The organism is Streptomyces sp. NPDC005151, from assembly GCF_053599875.1.
This window is the reverse complement of the sequence record NZ_JBSFYR010000045.1, coordinates 1-19,886: the sequence shown is the minus strand read 5'-3', so window position 1 is coordinate 19,886 and position 19,886 is coordinate 1. Positions and strand designations below refer to the sequence as shown.

The 19,886-nt window shown below is 67.7% G+C and carries 16 protein-coding genes and 1 pseudogene; 11 read left to right on the top strand and 6 right to left on the bottom strand.

The genetic code is table 11. The features are described from left to right. The first annotated feature begins 20 nt into the window (after positions 1-20). Both ACWD6R_RS23205 and ACWD6R_RS23200 read left to right on the top strand, forming a co-directional pair. Positions 21-872, top strand: coding sequence for a helix-turn-helix domain-containing protein (locus ACWD6R_RS23205; RefSeq protein ID WP_451820443.1), 852 nt, complete (start codon positions 21-23; stop codon positions 870-872). Positions 873-883: 11 nt separating this feature from the next. Beyond that, positions 884-1,075 carry a DUF397 domain-containing protein gene (locus tag ACWD6R_RS23200; RefSeq protein WP_451820442.1) on the top strand — a complete coding sequence of 64 codons (192 nt, stop codon included), beginning with the start codon at positions 884-886 and terminating at the stop codon, positions 1,073-1,075. 155 nt (positions 1,076-1,230) lie between these two features. On the opposite strand, the gene ACWD6R_RS23195 is transcribed toward ACWD6R_RS23200, so the two are convergent. Both ACWD6R_RS23195 and eccCa read right to left on the bottom strand, forming a co-directional pair. Continuing rightward, positions 1,231-1,893 (bottom strand): hypothetical protein, encoded by a 663-nt coding sequence (locus ACWD6R_RS23195; protein ID WP_451820441.1) that lies wholly within the window; start codon positions 1,891-1,893, stop codon positions 1,231-1,233. 606 nt (positions 1,894-2,499) lie between these two features. Then, positions 2,500-6,474: a type VII secretion protein EccCa gene (gene eccCa, locus ACWD6R_RS23190; RefSeq protein ID WP_451820440.1), complete on the bottom strand. Its 3,975-nt coding sequence runs from the start codon at positions 6,472-6,474 to the stop codon at positions 2,500-2,502. A gap of 234 nt (positions 6,475-6,708) precedes the next feature. Between eccCa and eccD the strand changes: the two genes are divergently transcribed. From eccD to ACWD6R_RS23160, 6 genes are all read left to right on the top strand, one after another. Continuing rightward, positions 6,709-8,211: a type VII secretion integral membrane protein EccD gene (eccD, locus tag ACWD6R_RS23185; RefSeq protein ID WP_451820472.1), complete on the top strand. Its 1,503-nt coding sequence runs from the start codon at positions 6,709-6,711 to the stop codon at positions 8,209-8,211. 488 nt (positions 8,212-8,699) lie between these two features. Further along, positions 8,700-8,990 carry a 30S ribosomal protein S15 gene (rpsO, locus tag ACWD6R_RS23180; protein ID WP_406422327.1) on the top strand — a complete coding sequence of 97 codons (291 nt, stop codon included), beginning with the start codon at positions 8,700-8,702 and terminating at the stop codon, positions 8,988-8,990. 308 nt (positions 8,991-9,298) lie between these two features. Further along, the gene (locus ACWD6R_RS23175) at positions 9,299-11,512 is read left to right on the top strand and encodes a polyribonucleotide nucleotidyltransferase (protein WP_451820439.1); all 2,214 of its coding nucleotides are present in this window, start codon (positions 9,299-9,301) and stop codon (positions 11,510-11,512) included. After that, positions 11,509-12,888 (top strand): M16 family metallopeptidase, encoded by a 1,380-nt coding sequence (locus tag ACWD6R_RS23170; protein WP_451820438.1) that lies wholly within the window; start codon positions 11,509-11,511, stop codon positions 12,886-12,888. The genes ACWD6R_RS23175 and ACWD6R_RS23170 overlap by 4 nt, the downstream gene beginning before the upstream one ends. 24 nt (positions 12,889-12,912) lie before the next feature. Then, the gene (gene dapB / locus ACWD6R_RS23165; protein ID WP_451820437.1) at positions 12,913-13,665 is read left to right on the top strand and encodes a 4-hydroxy-tetrahydrodipicolinate reductase; all 753 of its coding nucleotides are present in this window, start codon (positions 12,913-12,915) and stop codon (positions 13,663-13,665) included. Positions 13,666-13,679: 14 nt separating this feature from the next. Continuing rightward, the gene (locus tag ACWD6R_RS23160; RefSeq protein ID WP_451820436.1) at positions 13,680-14,171 is read left to right on the top strand and encodes a hypothetical protein; all 492 of its coding nucleotides are present in this window, start codon (positions 13,680-13,682) and stop codon (positions 14,169-14,171) included. A 188-nt stretch (positions 14,172-14,359) separates the two neighbouring features. On the opposite strand, the pseudogene ACWD6R_RS23155 reads toward ACWD6R_RS23160, so the two are convergent. The 3 genes and pseudogenes from ACWD6R_RS23155 to ACWD6R_RS23145 all read right to left on the bottom strand — a co-directional run. After that, positions 14,360-14,440: pseudogene (locus ACWD6R_RS23155) on the bottom strand (hypothetical protein); the annotation flags it as partial. Between the two features lie 423 nt (positions 14,441-14,863). After that, positions 14,864-15,415 (bottom strand): hypothetical protein, encoded by a 552-nt coding sequence (locus tag ACWD6R_RS23150; protein ID WP_451820435.1) that lies wholly within the window; start codon positions 15,413-15,415, stop codon positions 14,864-14,866. Between the two features lie 93 nt (positions 15,416-15,508). Beyond that, the gene (locus tag ACWD6R_RS23145; RefSeq protein ID WP_366137095.1) at positions 15,509-15,745 is read right to left on the bottom strand and encodes a hypothetical protein; all 237 of its coding nucleotides are present in this window, start codon (positions 15,743-15,745) and stop codon (positions 15,509-15,511) included. Positions 15,746-15,931: 186 nt separating this feature from the next. Here ACWD6R_RS23145 and thyX point away from each other — a divergent pair, with 186 nt between their 5' ends. The 3 genes from thyX to ACWD6R_RS23130 all read left to right on the top strand — a co-directional run bounded on the left by thyX (position 15,932) and on the right by ACWD6R_RS23130 (position 19,534). Then, positions 15,932-16,669 (top strand): FAD-dependent thymidylate synthase, encoded by a 738-nt coding sequence (gene thyX / locus ACWD6R_RS23140; RefSeq protein WP_393308818.1) that lies wholly within the window; start codon positions 15,932-15,934, stop codon positions 16,667-16,669. Positions 16,670-16,821: 152 nt separating this feature from the next. After that, positions 16,822-17,721 (top strand): 4-hydroxy-tetrahydrodipicolinate synthase, encoded by a 900-nt coding sequence (dapA, locus tag ACWD6R_RS23135; protein WP_451820434.1) that lies wholly within the window; start codon positions 16,822-16,824, stop codon positions 17,719-17,721. Between the two features lie 127 nt (positions 17,722-17,848). Next, complete coding sequence (locus tag ACWD6R_RS23130; protein WP_451820433.1) at positions 17,849-19,534, top strand: ribonuclease J; 1,686 nt, start codon at positions 17,849-17,851, stop codon at positions 19,532-19,534. A gap of 144 nt (positions 19,535-19,678) precedes the next feature. Here ACWD6R_RS23130 and ACWD6R_RS23125 read toward each other — a convergent pair. After that, positions 19,679-19,886, bottom strand: a 208-nt coding sequence (locus tag ACWD6R_RS23125) for a hypothetical protein (RefSeq protein ID WP_451820432.1), incomplete at its 5' end; no start/stop codon positions are given.

The window sequence follows — 19,886 nt, the reverse complement described above, 5'->3', positions numbered from 1 at the left end:
GCGAATGGAGGTGGGGTCGGGTGGCGCGAACGATGCCTCCGACGCTGCGGCAGCGGCGCCTGGCAGCCGAACTACGCAAGCTGCGGGAGCGGGCCGGACTCTCGTCGACGGCGGCTGCGGCGAGCGTCGGTGTTCAGCAGGCGAGAATGAGCATGATCGAAGCTGGGCGTTATGCGGTGAGCGCTGACCGAGTGCGTGCCATGGCGAACAGTTATTCATGCGATGACGCCGCTCTAGTGGATGCCATGGCAGAGATGACAGGTGGCCGAGAGCGCGGCTGGTGGGACGAGTACCGTGAGCTGCTACCTGCGGGACTGATCGAGGTCGCGGAGTGTGAGAACTGGGCGACCGCGGTGCGCGTGGGGGTGGTGGTCTCCATGCCGGGACTGGTACAGACGCTGGAGCACGCTCGAGCAGTGTTCAGGCAGAGCGTTCCGCAGTTGCGACCCCATGAAATCGAACATCGCGCTTCTTTCCGAGTCAAGCGCCAAGCGGCGCTCTTCCGGGAGGTCACACTTCCCTACACCGCCATCGTTCATGAAGCAGCGCTACGTATGCGGTTCGGTGGACCTGAGGTCACTCAAGCGCAGTTGCTTCACATGGCCGCGATGATGGAGCAGGACAACGTCACGATCCAAGTGATTCCCTTCGAGCGCCAGGACTTCCCCGCTGCTGGGCAGCCGATCACCTACGTCGCCGGGAAGGTGCCACAGTTGGACACCGTTGTGCTGGATTCCGATCACGGTTGTGATTTCCTCGATGCTGAGGCACAGCTTGCACGCTATAGATCTGTCCTGGACCGCATGGAGAGCTGCGCGCTCAGCCCCGCGCAAAGCCGGGACTTCGTCCATAAGATCGCTAGAAGTCTTTGAGAGGCCATTTCATGTCCGAGTACAACTGGCAGAAGTCCTCGTACAGCACCGAGGGCGCGAACTGCGTCAATGTCGCCGGCGCGTCTGATGGCACGTTCCGGCTGCGAGAAAGCGACGAGCCAAACGTGATACTCGTCGCCAGCAGTGTCGGCCTGTCCGCACTGCTCGCGTCGATCAAAGCTGACCGGGTGACCGGCGCGTAGCCAAGGTGGCAGGGCGAAGTTCTCCTCTGATCTGGACAGGTTGATACTTGGATGTCCGGGTCTTGGACCTGGCGGGCCGTGATTTCACCGCCAAGCGACCCGGCCGGAAGTGGGTCGGGGACATCACGGCCGAGCGCCGTTTGCTCGGCCGGCGCTCAGCGGCCGAGAGCGGCGGACGGCGTGTCGCCGTTCTGCACCTGTTCGGCGCGCTCACTGAACAGCGAGGCCATGTCTTTGACGAGGGCGTCTTCAATGTCGCCCTTGTGGGCGCCAGTGACCTGAACCCAGAGCAGCGTCGTGCCGACTCGCACCTGAGCCACTGCTCCCGGTTCCCCCTTGAAGCCCACAGTGCCGACGCGAGCGTTGCTCTCTTGTCCGAGCCCGCCGAGATCCAGGTCCTCCGCCTTCGGCCCTGGACCCCGACTGTTGATCTTCCAGAGAGCGTCGTATGCCGTCTCGGCTTTCTGCTCGTCCTTATAGGCTGCCATCTGGAAGTAGGCATTGGCGTTCTTGTCGTCGCGGTAGAAGGTCGAGAGGCCGTAGAAACGAGCGTCCTCGCAGCCCTTGTTGCCCTCATTGGGGCACACACGCTGCTTGTACATGCTGTTCATGGGAATTGCCTCTGGCTCCTCGGCCACCGTCCAGCCCGGCATGGCCACACCACCCGGCAAGGCCGACTCCACCTGCTTTGCGCTCAATGCCGCCGCCTTGTTGTCAGCGCTGCCGCTCCCACGCTCACCGCCGCATCCGGTCAGAAGAAGCAGCGTCACCCCGGCGATCCAGGCCGAGGCGGACCGTCCATTCACGCGTGTGGTCATTCGCAGGTCCCGCCTTTGAAGCCGATTTCAGATGACAATTGACAGAGTACTGTTCCAGCAAATCTATCTTCTGGGTAACTTCGACAGATCAGGTCAACCATTGGGTGAATCATTTCGAGGAGCTTGCGGCCTCACGTTCGCGGAGGCGAGGTTCGATATGTGTCCGCAGGCATCGATGAGGGACTGGAGCTGTTTGTCCCACCGGTCCGCCACGTGCTGGAGGGCTCCGCCGAGTTCGAGGCCTTGGGTGGTGAGGTCGCTTGCTGCCGTCTCGCTGGTGGGCCTGCGACACGGGCTTCTTTCCACAAGCGCCCGTGCAGCTTGGATGCCTCGTCACGGACGGCTGAAAGGTCGGTCTGATTGACCGCGAGGTCGCCCTGTTTGCTGCCGCCGCTCGTAGGTCCGGCTTTGTTGAGCTGCATCTGCGCGCCGTTCCTGACGGCCGCATCGGCCTTCAGCTGCTCCCACTCGGCCCAAGCCATGTGCAGAACCCTCCAGTGCGGTTCCGGAATTGTCGGATTGACGGAACGAACTGCGAGCAACGGCCGGGAGCCGGACGAGCCACCAGAGGTGTGCCGCCCAGCACCCTGCCGTGGCCGGCGGGCGCTACCGCTCCCCGTCCATGAGCCCGGACTGCACCAGCGGATTCCCCCGCCGCCGCGTGACGAAGACCCCGCGCCCCGGGGGCATCGGGCGCGGTCGTACGTTGCCGAGGACGTCCCCCTCGATGGGGTCGCCCGAGAGCATCAGGCCCTGCGCGCCCAGCTCCATGATGCGCTGCATGAACGGCTCGTACAGGGCCCGTCCGACCCCCGCCGTGCTACGGGCGATGATGAACCGGACGCCGACGTCACGTGAGAACGGCAGCATCTCCGTGAGCTTGGCCAGCGGGTTCCCGCTGGACGTGGAGACCAGGTCGTAGTCGTCGACGACCACGTACACCGTCGGGCCGCTCCACCAGCTGCGTTCGCGCAGTTCCTGCGCCGTGACGTCGGGCGACGGCGTACGACGCTTCATCAGGTCGTACAGCGCGTCCATGTGGTGCTCCATGTTGTTGGACATGGGCACGTACTCCGCCAGGTGCGTCGCAGGGGTGACGTCCAGGAGCGCTCGCCGGTTGTCGATGACGAAGAACTTGCAGGTGTTCCCGTCGTACCGCTCGGCCAACTGCTTGATGAGCAGCCGCAGCAGATTGGACTTGCCGGACTCGCTCTCGCCGAACACCAGGAAGAACGGGTCACGCTCGAAGTCGAGGAAGACCGGCTCCAGGTTGTTCTCGTCGATACCGAACGCGATGCCCCGCTCCGGATGCGCGTAGCCCGCGGGCAGCTTGTGCACCGGGAGTTCGCGGGGCAGCAGCCGGACCGCTGGGGCGGGCGCCGCGGTCCAGTGCCGGGCGACTTCCTGGTTCATGGCCGCCGTTGCCTCGGAGAGGTCGCTGTCGGAGTTGATGCCGTCGATCCGCGGTACCGCGGCCATGAAGTGCAGCTTCTCCGGCGTGAGACCACGACCGGGCACGCCGGCCGGCACGTTGACCGCGGCCTTGCGGTCCAGTTCGGAGTCCATGACGTCGCCGAGCCGCAGTTCGAGCCGGTTCATCAGGTGGTCCTTGAGGTTGGCCCGGACCTCCATGGAACGCGACGCCGTGACGATCAAGTGGATGCCGTATCCGAGGCCGCGCGCCGCGATGTCCACGGCTGCCGCTTCCAGGCCCTCGTAGTCCGTACGGAAGTTGCCCCACCCGTCGATGATCAGGAAGACATCGCCCCACGGCTGGTCCGTCACCGAGATGTCGCCGCGCGCCCGCAGCCTGCGGAAGGTGGCGATGGAGTCGATGCCCGCGCTGCGGAAGTACTCCTCACGCCGCGCCATGATCCCGTACACCTCGGAGACCGTACGCCGCACCCGCTCCGGGTCGAGCCGGGAGGCGATCCCGCCGACGTGCGGAAGACCGGAGACCGAGGCCATGCCCCCGCCACCGAAGTCGAGTCCGTAGAACTGGACCTCCTGCGGCGTGTGGGTGAGTGCGAAGCCCGCGATGAGTGTGCGCAGCAGCGTGGACTTGCCGGACTGCGGACCACCGGTGATCTGCATGTGGCCTGCCGCCCCGGAGAAGTCCCGGTAGAGCGTGTCGCGCCGCTGCTCGTACGGCTTGTCGACCACGCCCAGGGGGACAACGAGACGGCCCGAACCCTCGAATCCGGGCTGGGTCAGCCCACGGCCCTCGACCGCGGAGAGCCCCGGCAGGAGCTCGTCCAGCGACGGTGGGTTGTCCAGCGGAGGGAGCCACACCTGGTGCGCGGAGGCCCCCCGGCCCTCCAGCCGGCGCACGATCACATCGAGCACCGTGTCCGCCAGGGCGTCGTCCTCCGGTGTACGCGCGTCGGGTACGGAGGCCCCGGTCCGAGGGCTCGGCTGTACGTACTGCACCGGCACCGGAGCCGCCGTGAACACCACCGGCCTGCGGTCCACCGGCAGGGGGCCGGAGGAGACGGCCGACTGGGCGCCCGAGCGGTACACCCCGGAGACGTACGCGGCCTTGAAGCGCACCATCTCGTCCGTGCCGTACTTCAGGTAGCCGGAACCGGGGACGTTGGGCAGGAGGTAGGCATCGGGCACACCCAGCGCCGCCCGGGACTCGCCCGCCGAGAACGTGCGCAGGCCGATCCGGTAGGACAGATAGGTCTCCAGACCGCGCAGCCGCCCCTCTTCGAGGCGCTGCGAGGCCAGCAGCAGATGGACGCCCAGCGAACGGCCGATGCGTCCGATCTGCACGAACATCTCGATGAAGTCGGGCTTGGCGGTCAGCAGTTCGCTGAACTCGTCGATGACCAGGACGAGGGAGGGGATGGGCTGCAGCGGGGCTCCCGCGGCGCGTGCCTTCTCGTAGTCGTGGATGTTGGCGTAGTTGCCCGCGTCGCGCAGCATCTCCTGGCGGCGGTTGAGCTCACCGCTGATGGAGTCACCCATGCGGTCCACCAGCGTCAGATCGTCCGCGAGGTTGGTGATCACCGCTGCGACGTGGGGCATCTGTGCCATACCGGCGAAGGTGGCACCGCCCTTGAAGTCCGCGAGGACGAAGTTGAGTGTCTCCGAGGTGTGGGTGACGGCAAGGCCGAGCACGAGCGTACGCAGCAGTTCGGACTTGCCGGAACCGGTGGCGCCGACGCACAGGCCGTGCGGTCCCATGCCCTCCTGCGCCGCTTCCTTGAGGTCGAGCATCACGGGGCTGCCGTCCTCGCCGACGCCGATCGGGACGCGCAGCCGCTCCGCCTGGGAGCGGGCCCGCCAGGTCCTGCTGACGTCGATCGAGGCCGCGTCACCGAGGTTCAGCAGATCGGTGAATTCGAGATTGGCGAGCAGCGGTTCGTCGTCGTCCCCGCCCGAGGTCGCATGGAGCGGCGCCAGTTGCCGGGCCAGTGCTTCGGCGGCCTCGTAACTGAGCAGGTCGGGAACGCCGTCGTAGACCAGCCCGTGCTCGGACTCCAGTCGCAGCGAATGGGGGTGCACCACGACGGACAGGCCGCCGCGTGCCCCGTTGACCTCACCCGGTACGACCTCGACGACCGTCACGCCCTGGAGGCCCTCGGCCGCAGCGAGCGTCGACACCGGCGATACGGACTGGCCGTCGAGCACGACGACGACATGAGGCTGGTCCATGAGCGGCTGGCCGTCGGGCTGGAAGCGCGGCCGGCCGTCGAGCCGGCCCGCGAGCATCTCCTCCAGCTCCGCGATGCTGGTGGTGATCAGGCGGCGGCTGCCGGCGCCGTCGACGAAGTCCGGGGCCTGGACGTGCGGAAGCCACTTCGCCCATTCCCAGCGCGGGACAGCGTCCTGCCCCGTCGCGACGGCGATGATCAGATCCTCGGGGGAGTGCAGCGAGGCGAGCGCACCGACCATCGCACGGGCCGTGGAACGGACGGACTCCGCTTCGCCGCTGATTGTCAGGTGGTAGAAGGCGCGCAGCGAGACCGCCATGGGCAGGCCGTCCAGCGTGCTGTGGGTCGTCAAGAACTGTTGCATCGCCCCCGCGGTCAGCGGCTCCAGCTCATCGACCGGCGCGGTCTGGGGCGCGATGAGCGGCGTGGCGAGTTCCTGACTGCCCAGGCCGATGCGTACCTGCGCGAAGTCGGCGTCACCGACGCGGCGCTCCCACACCCGGCTGCCCTCGGCGACAAGTGCCCACAACTGCTCCGGGGACGGGTGAAGATAGAACTGCGCGTCGCGCTGCTTGCGGGCTGTCTTCAGCACGGCGCGTCTTGTCTGCGTCAGGTACTTCAGATAGTCACGCCGCATGTCCGCGAGCTGCCCCTGGGTGCCCTGCCGGAGGCGGACGATCATCGCAATGGCCATGGCGATCGTTGACGCGATCATGATCATGCCCATGATTCGCATGATCGGGTTCGGGGTCATGAAGAAGAAGACGACGGAACCACCCATGCCGAGCATCGGCAGCAGCTGCATCATCACCCCCTCCTGCTGACCACGAGGCAGCTCGGGCGGAGGTTGCAACTGCACCTGCTCGTCCGGCACTTCGGAGGGCAGGGCCCGCGGTGGGCGCTTGACGACAATCTGGCTCACAGCTCACCAATTCCCTTGCCGGACAGAACTGTTCGTATCGGCGCCCCCGTGGCGACGGGCTCCATCCGCGGGAGGATCCTACTGGCGTACGAGATGACCCGAGAGCGATAGGGTGTCGCGACGCGTGTAAGCATTCGCTAACTACCGCAAGGAAACGGTCATTCGGGGCGCGAGCGAGGCCCGCGTTCCCGGGGTTCGTTTCAGGGGAACGATGAGGGGGAGCAGCAGGTGACTATGACGGCCCAAGCGGCGGCCACCGGACAAGGTCGGCCGGGTCCCGGAGTTCCGGCCGGCAACGGAACCGGTTTCTGCCGGGTCACGGTCGTCGCGCCCGACAGCCGCGTCGACGTGGCGCTGCCCGAGGACATCCCGGTCGCCGACCTGTACCCGGAGATCCTCCGGCTGTCGGGGCAGAGCCCCGCCCAGGGCGCTCCGGTCGGCTATCACCTGGTACGCCGCGACGGCACCGTCCTCGACAGCGGGCGCACCCTGGCCGGTCAACGCATCCTCGACGGTGAACTGCTGTCCCTGCGTCCCTTCTCCGAGTCGCTGCCCCCCGCGGTCTTCGACGACGTCTCCGACGCCGTCGCCACCGCCGTCGCCCGGGACCGCATTCTCTGGGGCGACAGCCTCATGCGCGGAGCCGGGCTCTTCGGCGGGTCGCTCCTGCTGGTCCTGCTCGGTTTCGTGCTGTGGACCTCCGGCCCCCGGCACGACATGCACGGCCTGCCGGGCGTCCTTGCCGCCGTCATCGCCGTACTCGCTCTCGCGCTCGCCTGCGTACGCGCGCGTGTGTACGACGACCGGGGATCGTCCACAGCTCTGGGGATCGGCGCGCTTACGAACGCCGCGGTCTCCGGTGCCGGGCTGCTGCCGCTCGGCGAGGGCCAGGGCATCGGCAGGCTCCAGTTCCTGCTCGCCTGCGCCGCCGTGCTGGTGGCGGCGGTAATCCTCATGATCGCCGCCCCCGGCGGGGACGGTCTCTTCGTCGCGTTCGTGTTCGCCGCCGCCATCGGCCTGCTGGTGACCTTCATCGCGATCATGACCGGCATGGAGCCTGCCGAGACTGCGGCGGTGTGCGCCCCGCTCTCCGTGGGTGTCCTCGCCTTCCTGCCCGGTCTCTCCACCCGCTTCGCCCGCCTCCCCATCGGCTTCGAGCCGCCCCGTACCACCGTCGGTGACTACGGGACGTCCGAACCGGCGCCGCAGGGGCCGGTCGACGCCGACCGCATTGCCGCCCAGGCGCGGCGCGGCCACGAACTGCTCGTCGGCCTGGTCGGCGGATGCGCGCTGGTGGCCGTGGGCGCCGCAGCCGTCCTGGGGTTCTCGGACAACATCTGGGGCCAGTTGTTGGCGCTTGCCACCGGAGTTGCCATGCTGATGCGCTCCCACCTGTTCCGCTACACGGCCCAGGTCGGCTGCGCCCTGGCGGCGGGTCTCGGCGCACTCGTGCTCCTGGGCCTCGGCCTGTCCCTCAATCCGCCGACCGAAATGCTGCGCGAGGCCGTCGCGGGGGACAGCACCGCACTCGACATCCGTACGATCTGGCTCACCGCAGCCGTCGCGGGCGGCGCCGCCCTGATCACTGCCATAGGGCTGATCGTGCCGCGCAAGGGAGTCACCCCGTTCTGGGGGCGCTTCCTGGAGATCGCCGAAGCGTGCGTGCTCCTGACGCTGATGCCCCTGTGCCTCGCCGTTTTCGATCTTTACCACTCGATCCGCGCCCTCACCAGCTGACCCTGCGGGCCCGCCCGGTCAAAAACCCAGCTCAGAGCCTGTCGGGCGACCTCTGAGCGGGCGGCCGCGCCCTGGCACGCACGCTTCCCGCGTTGCCGAAATGCCCTAGTAGCTCCTTCCCCAAGCTCTCAGCTTCGTTCGAGCAGGGGAGACCCCGTCCGAGGGCCTTCCGGCGCTTTGGAATCGCACGCACCAGACCGCGTCCGCTTTCCGATCGAAGGTCGCCCGACAGGCTCTCAGCCGGGCAAAAACAAGCCCGTGGGGCGATCGAGAACAAAGCGACCCCCCCGGCCGCTCCCGGGCCACCGCGCCCCGGCCGAACCGGCTGCGCCGGCCTGGTACGCTGTGTGACGGCCGTTTGTGTACGCGCCCCCGGATCATCCTGAGGGCTGCGCTCATCGGACCTTCGCCCCCGAGTAACGGAAGACCCCCTGAGATCAAGACCAGGGGCACTCGCGGGCGCATCGAACATCAAAGAGGAGTACCGCGTGTCGCTCGACGCCGCTACGAAGAAGCAGATCATGTCCGAGTTCGCCACCAAGGAGGGTGACACCGGTTCCCCCGAGGTCCAGGTGGCCATGCTCTCCCGCCGGATCTCGGACCTGACGGAGCACCTCAAGATCCACAAGCACGACCACCACTCCCGTCGTGGTCTGCTGATCCTGGTCGGTCAGCGTCGCCGCCTCCTGCAGTACCTGGCCAAGAAGGACATCCAGCGCTTCCGTGCCCTGGTCGACCGCCTCGGCATCCGCCGCGGTGCGGCCGGCGGCGCCAAGTAAGACGCCGTGAAGGGAGCGGTTCCCACGACTGAGGGAGCCGCTCCCTTTGCTGTATGCACGGGACGTGTCCGGCTCGCCCGGACGACCGGAATGCCAAGCTGAGCCGATTCTCAGTAACCTGGTCCCAGAACGTCCTACAGACGAGCGAGAAGCAGCCTCCCCGCCGCCGGTCCTCGGTAGTGGCCCCCGGACACAGCAACCCGGGTGCTTCGATCGAAGACCGGCCCGCCGATGGAGGGCTTCTCCGCACCGTCCCCCGCCACACGGGCGTGGGGGCGAGAAGACGATATGTATCGGAGAAAACGCTAGTGGAGAACGAGACCCACTACGCCGAGGCCGTTATCGACAACGGAACCTTCGGCACCCGCACCATCCGCTTCGAGACGGGCCGCCTGGCCAAGCAGGCCGCCGGCTCCGCCGTTGCGTACCTGGACGACGACACCATGGTGCTGTCGGCCACCACCGCGTCCAAGAAGCCCAAGGACCAGCTGGACTTCTTCCCCCTCACGGTCGACGTCGAGGAGCGGCAGTACGCCGCCGGCAAGATCCCCGGCTCCTTCTTCCGCCGCGAGGGCCGCCCCTCCGAGGACGCCATCCTCACCTGCCGCCTGATCGACCGGCCGCTGCGCCCCTCCTTCAAGAAGGGCCTGCGCAACGAGATCCAGATCGTCGAGACGATCATGGCGCTCAACCCCGACCACCTGTACGACGTGGTCGCGATCAACGCCGCCTCCTGCTCCACGCAGCTGGCGGGCCTGCCCTTCTCCGGCCCGATCGGTGGCACCCGTGTCGCCCTGATCAAGGGCCAGTGGGTCGCGTTCCCGACGCACACCGAGCTCGAGGACGCCGTCTTCGACATGGTCGTCGCCGGTCGCGTCCTCGAGGACGGCGATGTCGCGATCATGATGGTCGAGGCCGAAGCCACCGAGAAGACCATCCAGCTCGTCAAGGACGGCGCAGAGGCCCCGACCGAAGAGATCGTCGCCGCCGGTCTCGAGGCCGCGAAGCCGTTCATCAAGGCCCTCTGCAAGGCCCAGTCGGACCTCGCCGCCAAGGCTGCCAAGCCCACCGGCGACTTCCCGGTCTTCCTCGACTACCAGGACGACGTCCTGGAGGCGCTCACCGCCGCCGTCAGCACTGAGCTCGCCAAGGCGCTCACCATCGCCGGCAAGCAGGAGCGCGAGGCGGAGCTGGACCGCATCAAGGAGATCGCCGGCGAGAAGCTGCTCCCGCAGTTCGAGGGCCGCGAGAAGGAGATCTCCGGTGCCTACCGCGCGCTGACCAAGAAGCTGGTCCGCGAGCGCGTCATCAAGGACAAGGTCCGCATCGACGGCCGTGGCGTCACGGACATCCGTACGCTCGCCGCCGAGGTCGAGGCCATCCCGCGCGTGCACGGCTCGGCGCTGTTCGAGCGTGGCGAGACCCAGATCCTGGGCGTCACCACCCTCAACATGCTCCGCATGGAGCAGCAGCTGGACACCCTCTCCCCGGTGACCCGCAAGCGCTACATGCACAACTACAACTTCCCGCCGTACTCCGTCGGTGAGACCGGCCGCGTGGGCTCGCCCAAGCGTCGCGAGATCGGCCACGGTGCACTCGCCGAGCGCGCCATCGTGCCGGTGCTGCCCTCGCGCGAGGAGTTCCCCTACGCGATCCGCCAGGTCTCCGAGGCGCTGGGCTCCAACGGCTCGACGTCCATGGGCTCGGTCTGCGCCTCCACCATGTCGCTGATGAACGCCGGTGTGCCGCTCAAGGCCGCCGTCGCCGGTATCGCCATGGGTCTGATCTCCCAGGAGATCGACGGCAAGACCCACTACGTCGCCCTGACCGACATCCTCGGTGCCGAGGACGCGTTCGGTGACATGGACTTCAAGGTCGCCGGTACGAAGCAGTTCGTCACCGCGCTGCAGCTCGACACCAAGCTCGACGGCATCCCCGCGTCGGTCCTGGCCGCCGCGCTGAAGCAGGCCCGCGACGCCCGCCTCCACATCCTCGATGTGATGAACGAGGCCATCGACGTCCCGGACGAGATGTCCCCGAACGCCCCGCGGATCATCACGGTCAAGATCCCGGTGGACAAGATCGGTGAGGTCATCGGCCCCAAGGGCAAGATGATCAACCAGATCCAGGAGGACACCGGCGCCGACATCACGATCGAGGACGACGGCACCATCTACATCGGTGCCCAGCAGGGCTCGCAGGCCGAGGCCGCCCGCGCCACGATCAACGCGATCGCCAACCCGACCATGCCGGAGGTCGGCGAGCGCTACCTGGGTACGGTCGTCAAGACCACCACCTTCGGTGCGTTCGTCTCCCTCATGCCGGGCAAGGACGGCCTGCTGCACATCTCGCAGATCCGCAAGCTCGCCGGTGGCAAGCGTGTGGAGAACGTCGAGGACGTGGTCGCGGTCGGATCCAAGGTCCAGGTCGAGATCGCCGAGATCGACTCCCGCGGCAAGCTCTCCCTCATCCCCGTGATCGAGGGCGAAGAGGACGAGAAGAAGGACGACGCCGCCAAGTGACGTCCCGTAGTTCCGTGACGACGGCCCGCGCCTCCTTTGAGGCGCGGGCCGTCGCCCGTACCCAAACGCTTCTCAAGGGCAGCAACGGCGTCGGCACCGTCCGCCGCACGGTCCTCCCCGGCGGTCTGCGGATCGTCACCGAGACCCTGCCCTCCGTACGCTCCGCCACCTTCGGGATCTGGGCCAACGTCGGATCACGCGACGAGACACCCACGCTGAACGGCGCGACGCACTACCTCGAGCACCTTCTCTTCAAGGGCACGGACCGGCGCAGTGCCCTCGACATATCGTCCGCGATCGACGCGGTCGGCGGCGAGATGAACGCCTTCACGGCGAAGGAGTACACCTGCTATTACGCGCGGGTCCTCGACACCGACCTGCCGCTGGCCATCGATGTCGTCTGCGACATGCTGACCGGCTCGCTGATCGCCCCCGAGGATGTCGACGCCGAGCGCGGCGTCATCCTCGAAGAGATCGCGATGACCGAGGACGACCCGGGCGACTGCGTGCACGACCTGTTCGCGCACACGATGCTCGGCGACACCCCCCTCGGCCGCCCGGTCCTCGGCACCGTCGACACGATCAACGCGCTCAGCCGCGGCCAGATCGCCCGCTTCTACAAGAAGCACTACGACCCGACCCACCTGGTCGTCGCCGCAGCGGGCAATGTCGACCACGCCACGGTCGTCCGCCAGGTCCGCCGGGCCTTCGAGCGCGCCGGCGCGCTGACCCGCACCGACGCCGTCCCGGTCGCACCGCGCCAGGGATCCCGCACCCTGCGCACCGCAGGCCGGGTCGAGGTACTGAACCGCAAGACCGAGCAGGCCCACGTCGTCCTCGGCATGCCCGGTCTGGCCCGCACCGACGAGCGCCGCTGGGCACTCGGGGTACTCAACACCGCCCTCGGCGGCGGCATGAGTTCCCGCCTCTTCCAGGAGGTACGGGAGAAGCGCGGCCTCGCCTACAGCGTGTATTCGTACACCTCGGGCTTCGCCGACTGCGGACTCTTCGGCGTGTACGCGGGCTGCCGGCCCAGCCAGGTCCACGATGTCCTGAAGATCTGCCGTGACGAGCTCGACCGGGTAGCGTCCGACGGACTGAGCGACGAGGAGATCGGCCGCGCCATCGGCCAGCTCTCCGGCTCCACCGTCCTCGGCCTGGAGGACACCGGCGCGCTGATGAACCGTATCGGCAAGAGCGAGCTGTGCTGGGGCGACCAGATGTCGGTCGACGACCTGCTGTCCCGGATGGCGCAGGTCACCCCCGATGACGTCCGGGCGGTGGCCGGCGAAGTCCTCGGGCAGCGACCGTCGCTCTCCGTCATCGGTCCGCTCAAGGACAAGCAGGCCGGCCGCCTCGACGAAGCGGTCTCCTAACTCCACCCGTAAGGAAGCAGAGCAATGAGCAAGCTGCGCGTGGCCGTTCTCGGCGCCAACGGCCGCATCGGATCGGAAGCCGTACGAGCCGTCGAGGCCGCCGACGACATGGAACTGGTGGCCGCTCTCGGCCGAGGCGACAAGCTGGAGACCCTCGCCGAGAACGACGCCCAGGTCGTGGTCGAACTCACCACGCCCGGGTCGGTGATGGGGAACCTCGAGTTCTGCATCCGGCACGGCATCCACGCGGTCGTCGGCACAACCGGCTGGACCGACGAACGGCTCGCGCAGCTGAACACCTGGCTCTCCGGCTCCCCGGAGACCGGTGTGCTCATCGCGCCGAACTTCTCCATCGGCGCAGTCCTCACCATGAAGTTCGCCGAGCAGGCAGCCCGCTACTTCGAGTCCGTCGAGGTCATCGAACTGCACCACCCCAACAAGGTCGACGCCCCTTCCGGCACCGCCACCCGTACCGCCCAGCTGATCGCCGAGGCCCGGCGGAAGGCCGGCTGCGCCCCGCAGCCGGACGCCACGGCCACGGCGCTCGACGGCGCCCGCGGCGCGGACGTGGACGGGGTCCCGGTCCACGCGATCCGGCTCCGCGGCCTCCTGGCCCACCAGGAAGTGCTGCTCGGCGGCGAGGGAGAGACCCTCACCATCCGCCACGACTCCCTGCACCACAGCAGCTTCATGCCGGGCATCCTGCTCGGCGCACGCCGCGTGGCGACCACCCCGGGCCTCACCTTCGGCCTGGAACACTTCCTCGACCTGAACTGACTGAGCCCACCGCCATGCGCGCAAAGATCACTTATCTCGTCACCGCTGCCGTCCTGGTCTTCTACTTCGTCCTGGTCGGCAGCCGTGGCCTGCTCCTCATCGAGCACGGCACGCTGATCACGGTCACCTTCGGGGTCGCGGTGCTGATCCTGCCGGTGATCGGTATCTGGTTCCTCTGGAAGAACACCCAGTTCGTCCGCAGGGCCAACGCCCTCGCTGCGGAGCTGGACGCCGAGGGCGGCCTGCCGGTCGATGAACTGGTCCGTACCCCGGGAGGCCGTATCGACCGCGACTCGGCCGACGCGGTGTTCGCACGGCGCCGCGAGGAGACCGAGGACTCGCCGGACGACTGGCGCTGCTGGTTCCGCCTCGCCGTCGCCTACCAGGACGCCCGGGACACCCCTCGCGCCCGCAAGGCCATGCAGCGCGCCATCGCCCTGCACATGAGCCCGACGCCGACGGGCGCACCGGGCTCGTCCGCCACCTCGGTCCCGTCCGGCGACTGAGGACATCGTTCGAGCGCGTACGGCGGCCGAGGACAGAACCGGCCGCCGTACGCCAAGTCCATGCCGCAGCCGAGACGGGCGTCTCGCGCACGACGGCTCACACGCGGGTACGCACCATCGCGAGGACGTTGAAACAGCAGCCGGCCAACGGGGTCATCGGGGTCGTGCACGCCGGAGCCGATCTGGAGCTTCACGCCGCTGTCGGTGAGCTCGTCGACGATGTCGCGGGCGTCCCGGATGGCTCGGGCGAGCCGGTCGAGTCTGGTCACCACGAGGGTGTCGCCGGCCCGGCACGCAGCGAGTGCCTCACGACACCCGGCGACCTGCGGCAAGACTGAGCCGTGCCAACTGAGACCGACCGATCTCGACGCCGCTCTCCGGGCCTGAGGGCGATCAGATACCAGAGGCCCCGGGCAGACCCCGCCAGAGGCGGCCGGCACTGCGCGCACCCGCGAGGGATGACAGCCCAGCGCGCGGGCGATCACCCGACCAGGATCACCACGTCCCCACCACTCCCACAGCTCGCCTTCCTGCTCGCGCAAGAGTCCTACGCCCACCTCCGGCCGGCATCATCCACAACGGGTGATGCATCGACCGGTTGAGACCGCCTCGAGTATGAGGACGCTCCTCCGCCTTGCGAAGCACCGCATCTGACGCCGTGCGCCGATACGCCAGGGATTACGGGACAACCCTTAACCGCGCCGGTACTCGTCCCCCCACGCCTCGATCGTGTCGGCGGCCCGGTCGAACGCCTCGCCACGCCCGAGGAAGTCCGCATTGCAGTCGGTGAGCAGCGGTGGCACGGCCTCGCCACCCTTCCGTACGACGATCAGAGCCTGACCCTGCACGGTGCGTGGGAATCCGAGCCACCTCACCGGCTGCTGCACCGTACGGACCGTGGCTGCCCGGTCCCACGGCACGGTCGTCGTCACCAAGAAGCCCACCCGCCGCACCCCGTGCCGGCTCACCCAGGCACCCACCCGCAGCAGTCGCAGGGCGCAGAAGATCACCACAAGGGCGAGCCCGACACATAGGGCAGCCCCGGGCAACGCCCCGGCAAACGCGATGATCATGCCCGCGATGAGCACGAACGAGGCGAGCAACAACAGGGTGGCCGCCGCCGCGACCCGCCACGGCCCGGGGCGGTAGGGGCGCCGCCAGCTGTCGTGGTCGTCGAACGGCAGCGCAATGTCCTCAGCGCTCGCGTCAAACACGCGGTCGGCCGTCAGGAAGGGCAGGGGCACGACTGATCCTCACTCACAAGCATGCTCGATTGCTGTGCCCGGTGAGGCTACCGAGCAGGCCCCCGTCCCTACCACCCCAGGGGTCCGTACGAGTCAGCGGTGGGCGGCCTCGGTCTGCTGGCTGTGCGACGGAGCCTGCTCCGGGGCGAGGGCGGGAAGGCCGAGGAGCAGCGATCCGGCGAGACCGGCGATCACGGTCAGCCCCACGAGGGAGCGGGCCGCCAGCTGCGAGACGGTGGCGCGCTCCCGGGGCGGCGGGGCGACATTGCTGCGGAATCGGTCGGCCTCGGCCACGAAAGCGAACGGGACGGCTTCACGCCGGCGGAACATGAGGAATCTCTCCTTGAACTCTGATAGGGGCGGTGCTATCGAGTCAGACGCACGGCGGGCCCGTTCGGTGCCCCGAATCGCCGAATTCGCCGAAGAAATCCTCGGACGGACCTTCTGACGCACGTTGTCAGTGGCGGCCCGTAGAGTGGGCGCCGCCCGAGCGATGCAATTGGAAGGACCCCGCCGGTGACCGAGACCCCCGAGCCCGCAAAGCCCAGCTTCCGCAGCGATGTGACCGTCGAGCTGGTGAAGCACTCCGCGGCCGACTCCGACGTCCTGTTCGCCGCCCGTGTCTCCACGGCCGGAGAGCAGTCCCTCGAAGAGGTCACCAAGGACCCGGAGCGCTCGAAAGGACTCATCAACTTCCTGATGCGGGACCGTCACGGATCCCCGTTCGAGCACAACTCGATGACGTTCTTCATCAGCGCACCGATCTTCGTGTTCCGCGAGTTCATGCGCCACCGCGTCGGCTGGTCGTACAACGAGGAATCGGGCCGCTACAGGGAGCTGGAGCCGGTCTTCTACGTTCCCGGTGAGGCCCGCAAGCTCGTCCAGCAGGGCCGCCCCGGCAAGTACGAGTTCGTCGAGGGCACCGCGGCCCAGCAGGAGCTCACCGGCCGCGTGATGGAGGACTCGTACTGCCAGGCGTACGAGGCATACCAGGAGATGCTCGCCGCCGGCGTCGCCCGCGAGGTCGCCCGGGCCGTGCTCCCGGTCGGCCTGTTCTCGTCGATGTACGCCACGTGCAACGCGCGCTCGCTGATGCACTTCCTCGGTCTGCGCACCCAGCACGAGCTGGCGAAGGTCCCGTCCTTCCCGCAGCGTGAGATCGAAATGGTCGGCGAACAGATGGAGGAGCACTGGGCGCGGCTCATGCCGCTCACCCATGCAGCCTTCAACAAGAATGGACGCGTAGCCCCGTAGGCGGTGTCCGTATTGCGGCGTTTCGTGAAGTTCATCTAGGCTGATCAAACGGACCCGGCACTGCTTGAACCCCCGAGCAGGCAGTGCCGGGCTCCTCTCCCTCGTCCCCCCGAGGGACCACCGGGCGCTGAGCAGCGAGTAGCGTGTTACCCATGGCTCCGATCTCCACTCCGCAGACTCCCTTCGGGCGGGTCCTCACCGCCATGGTCACGCCCTTCACGGCGGACGGCGCACTCGACCTCGACGGTGCCCAGCGGCTCGCCGCCCACCTGGTGGACGCAGGCAATGACGGCCTGATCATCAACGGCACCACCGGCGAGTCCCCGACCACCAGTGACGCGGAGAAGGACCAGCTCGTACGGGCGGTCCTGGAAGCTGTAGGGGACCGGGCCCATGTCGTCGCCGGCATCGGCACCAACGACACCCGCCACAGCATCGAGCTCGCCCGCACGGCCGAGCGCTCCGGCGCCCACGGCCTTCTCGCGGTCACGCCGTACTACAACAAGCCGCCGCAGGAAGGCATCCTCCGCCACTTCACGGCGATCGCGGACGCCACCGGTCTCCCGGTGATGCTCTACGACATTCCCGGCCGCAGCGGTGTGCCGATCGACACAGAGACGCTGGTCCGGCTCGCCGAGCACCCGCGTATCGTCGCCAACAAGGACGCCAAGGGCGACCTCGGCCGCGCAAGCTGGGCCATCGCCCGGTCCGGCCTCGCCTGGTACTCGGGCGACGACATGTTGAACCTCCCGCTGCTCTCGGTCGGCGCAGTCGGCTTCGTCTCCGTCGTCGGCCATGTCGTCACCCCCGACCTGCGCGCCCTCATCGAGGCGTACCTCGGCGGCGACGTCCAGAAGGCCACCGAGATCCACCAGAAGCTCCTGCCGGTCTTCACCGGCATGTTCCGCACCCAGGGTGTGATCACCACCAAGGCCGCGCTGGCGCTCCAGGGCCTGCCCGCAGGCCCGCTGCGCCTCCCTCTGGTGGAACTCACCGCACAGGAAGCGGCCCAGCTCAAGATCGACCTCGCCGCCGGTGGGGTACAGCTGTAACCACAGACTTCACAACTGAATAAGCGAAGAACAATCACAAGAGCGACGTCAGAGAACAGCAAGTGCACGAATGACATGCACGCCACGTGCCTCAGCGGTACGTGGCGTGCGTGGTAAGGAGAGTCTTTTGAGTCATCCGCATCCCGAACTCGGCACCCCGCCGAAGCTCCCGAAGGGCGGCCTCCGTGTCACCCCGCTCGGCGGCCTCGGCGAAATCGGCCGCAACATGACGGTTTTCGAGTACGGCGGCCGCCTGCTCATCGTCGACTGCGGAGTGCTCTTCCCCGAGGAGGAGCAGCCCGGAATCGACCTGATCCTGCCCGACTTCTCCACGATCCGGGACCGCCTCGACGACGTCGATGGCATCGTCCTCACGCACGGCCACGAGGACCACATCGGTGGCGTCCCGTATCTGCTGCGCCTGAAGCCGGACATCCCGCTCATCGGCTCCAAGCTGACCCTCGCACTGATCGAGGCGAAGCTTCAGGAGCACCGGATCCGTCCGTACACCCTTGAGGTGGCGGAAGGCCAGCGCGAGCGCATCGGCGTCTTCGACTGCGAGTTCATCGCGGTCAACCACTCCATCCCGGATGCCCTCGCGGTCGCCATCCGCACCCCCGCGGGCATGGCCGTCGCGACCGGTGACTTCAAGATGGACCAGCTCCCGCTGGACGGCCGTCTCACCGACCTGCACGCCTTCGCCCGGCTGAGCGAGGAAGGCATCGACCTCCTCCTCTCCGACTCGACGAATGCAGAGGTGCCCGGCTTCGTACCGCCCGAGCGGGACATCTCCAACGTCCTGCGCACGGTCTTCGCGAACGCCCAGAAGCGGATCATCGTGGCGAGCTTCGCCAGCCACGTGCACCGCATTCAGCAGATCCTGGACGCGGCACACGAGTACGGCCGCCGGGTCGCCTTCGTCGGCCGCTCGATGGTCCGCAACATGGGCATCGCCCGCGACCTCGGCTATCTGAAGGTCCCCGCGGGCCTGGTCGTCGACGTCAAGACCCTCGACGACCTGCCGGACGACGAGGTCGTGCTGGTCTGCACGGGCTCGCAGGGCGAGCCGATGGCCGCGCTGTCCCGGATGGCCAACCGCGACCACCAGATCCGGATCGTCCAGGGCGACACGGTGATCCTGGCGTCGTCCCTGATCCCGGGCAATGAGAACGCGGTCTACCGCGTGATCAACGGCCTGACCCGCTGGGGTGCCCACGTTGTCCACAAGGGCAACGCCAAGGTCCACGTCTCGGGCCACGCTTCGGCCGGCGAACTGCTGTACTTCTACAACATCTGCAAGCCGAAGAACCTGATGCCGGTGCACGGCGAATGGCGCCACCTGCGGGCCAACGCCGAACTGGGCGCCCTTACCGGTGTTCCCAAGGATCACATCGTCATCGCCGAGGACGGCGTCGTGGTCGACCTCATCGACGGCAAGGCCAAGATCGTCGGCAAGGTCCAGGCGGGTTACGTCTACGTCGACGGCCTCTCGGTCGGAGACGTCACCGAGATCTCCCTCAAGGACCGCCGCATCCTCGGCGAGGAAGGCATCATTTCGGTCTTCATCGTGGTCGACAGCTCATCCGGCAAGATCACGGGCGGCCCCGACATCCATGCCAGGGGCTCCGGTATCGACGACGCGGCATTCAGCGCCGTCGTACCGAAGATCGAGGAAGCGATCAACAAGTCCGCCCAGGACGGCGTGATGGAGCCGCACCAGCTGCAGCAGCTCGTCCGCCGCACGGTGGGCAAGTGGGTCTCCGACACCTACCGTCGGCGCCCGATGATCCTCCCCGTCGTCGTCGAGGTCTGACCCTCCGACAGGCGCGAACTCCGGAGTGGGGCCCCCGATTTGCATCGGGCGCCCCGCTCCAGTACGTTTACGGCTCCGCCTGACCGGGAAGCAGCCCGCGCACTCGTGCGCAGAGGCGGCCCCGAGCGGGTCGGAAATTCCGACTCAGAACTTCTGATAAAGTCGGATCCGCCGAAAGGCAAAGGCCACTCCAAAGGCCACCGGAATCAAATTCGGACCGGAAACGGAAACGAAAAAGAGTCTGGTAAGGTTGGAACCGCCGGAAAGGGAAACGCGAAAGCGAAGAACTGGAAAGCGCAGTAACAAATCTTCTGCTTCGCAGGGGGCCCGCTTCGACCGGGAATTGGACACG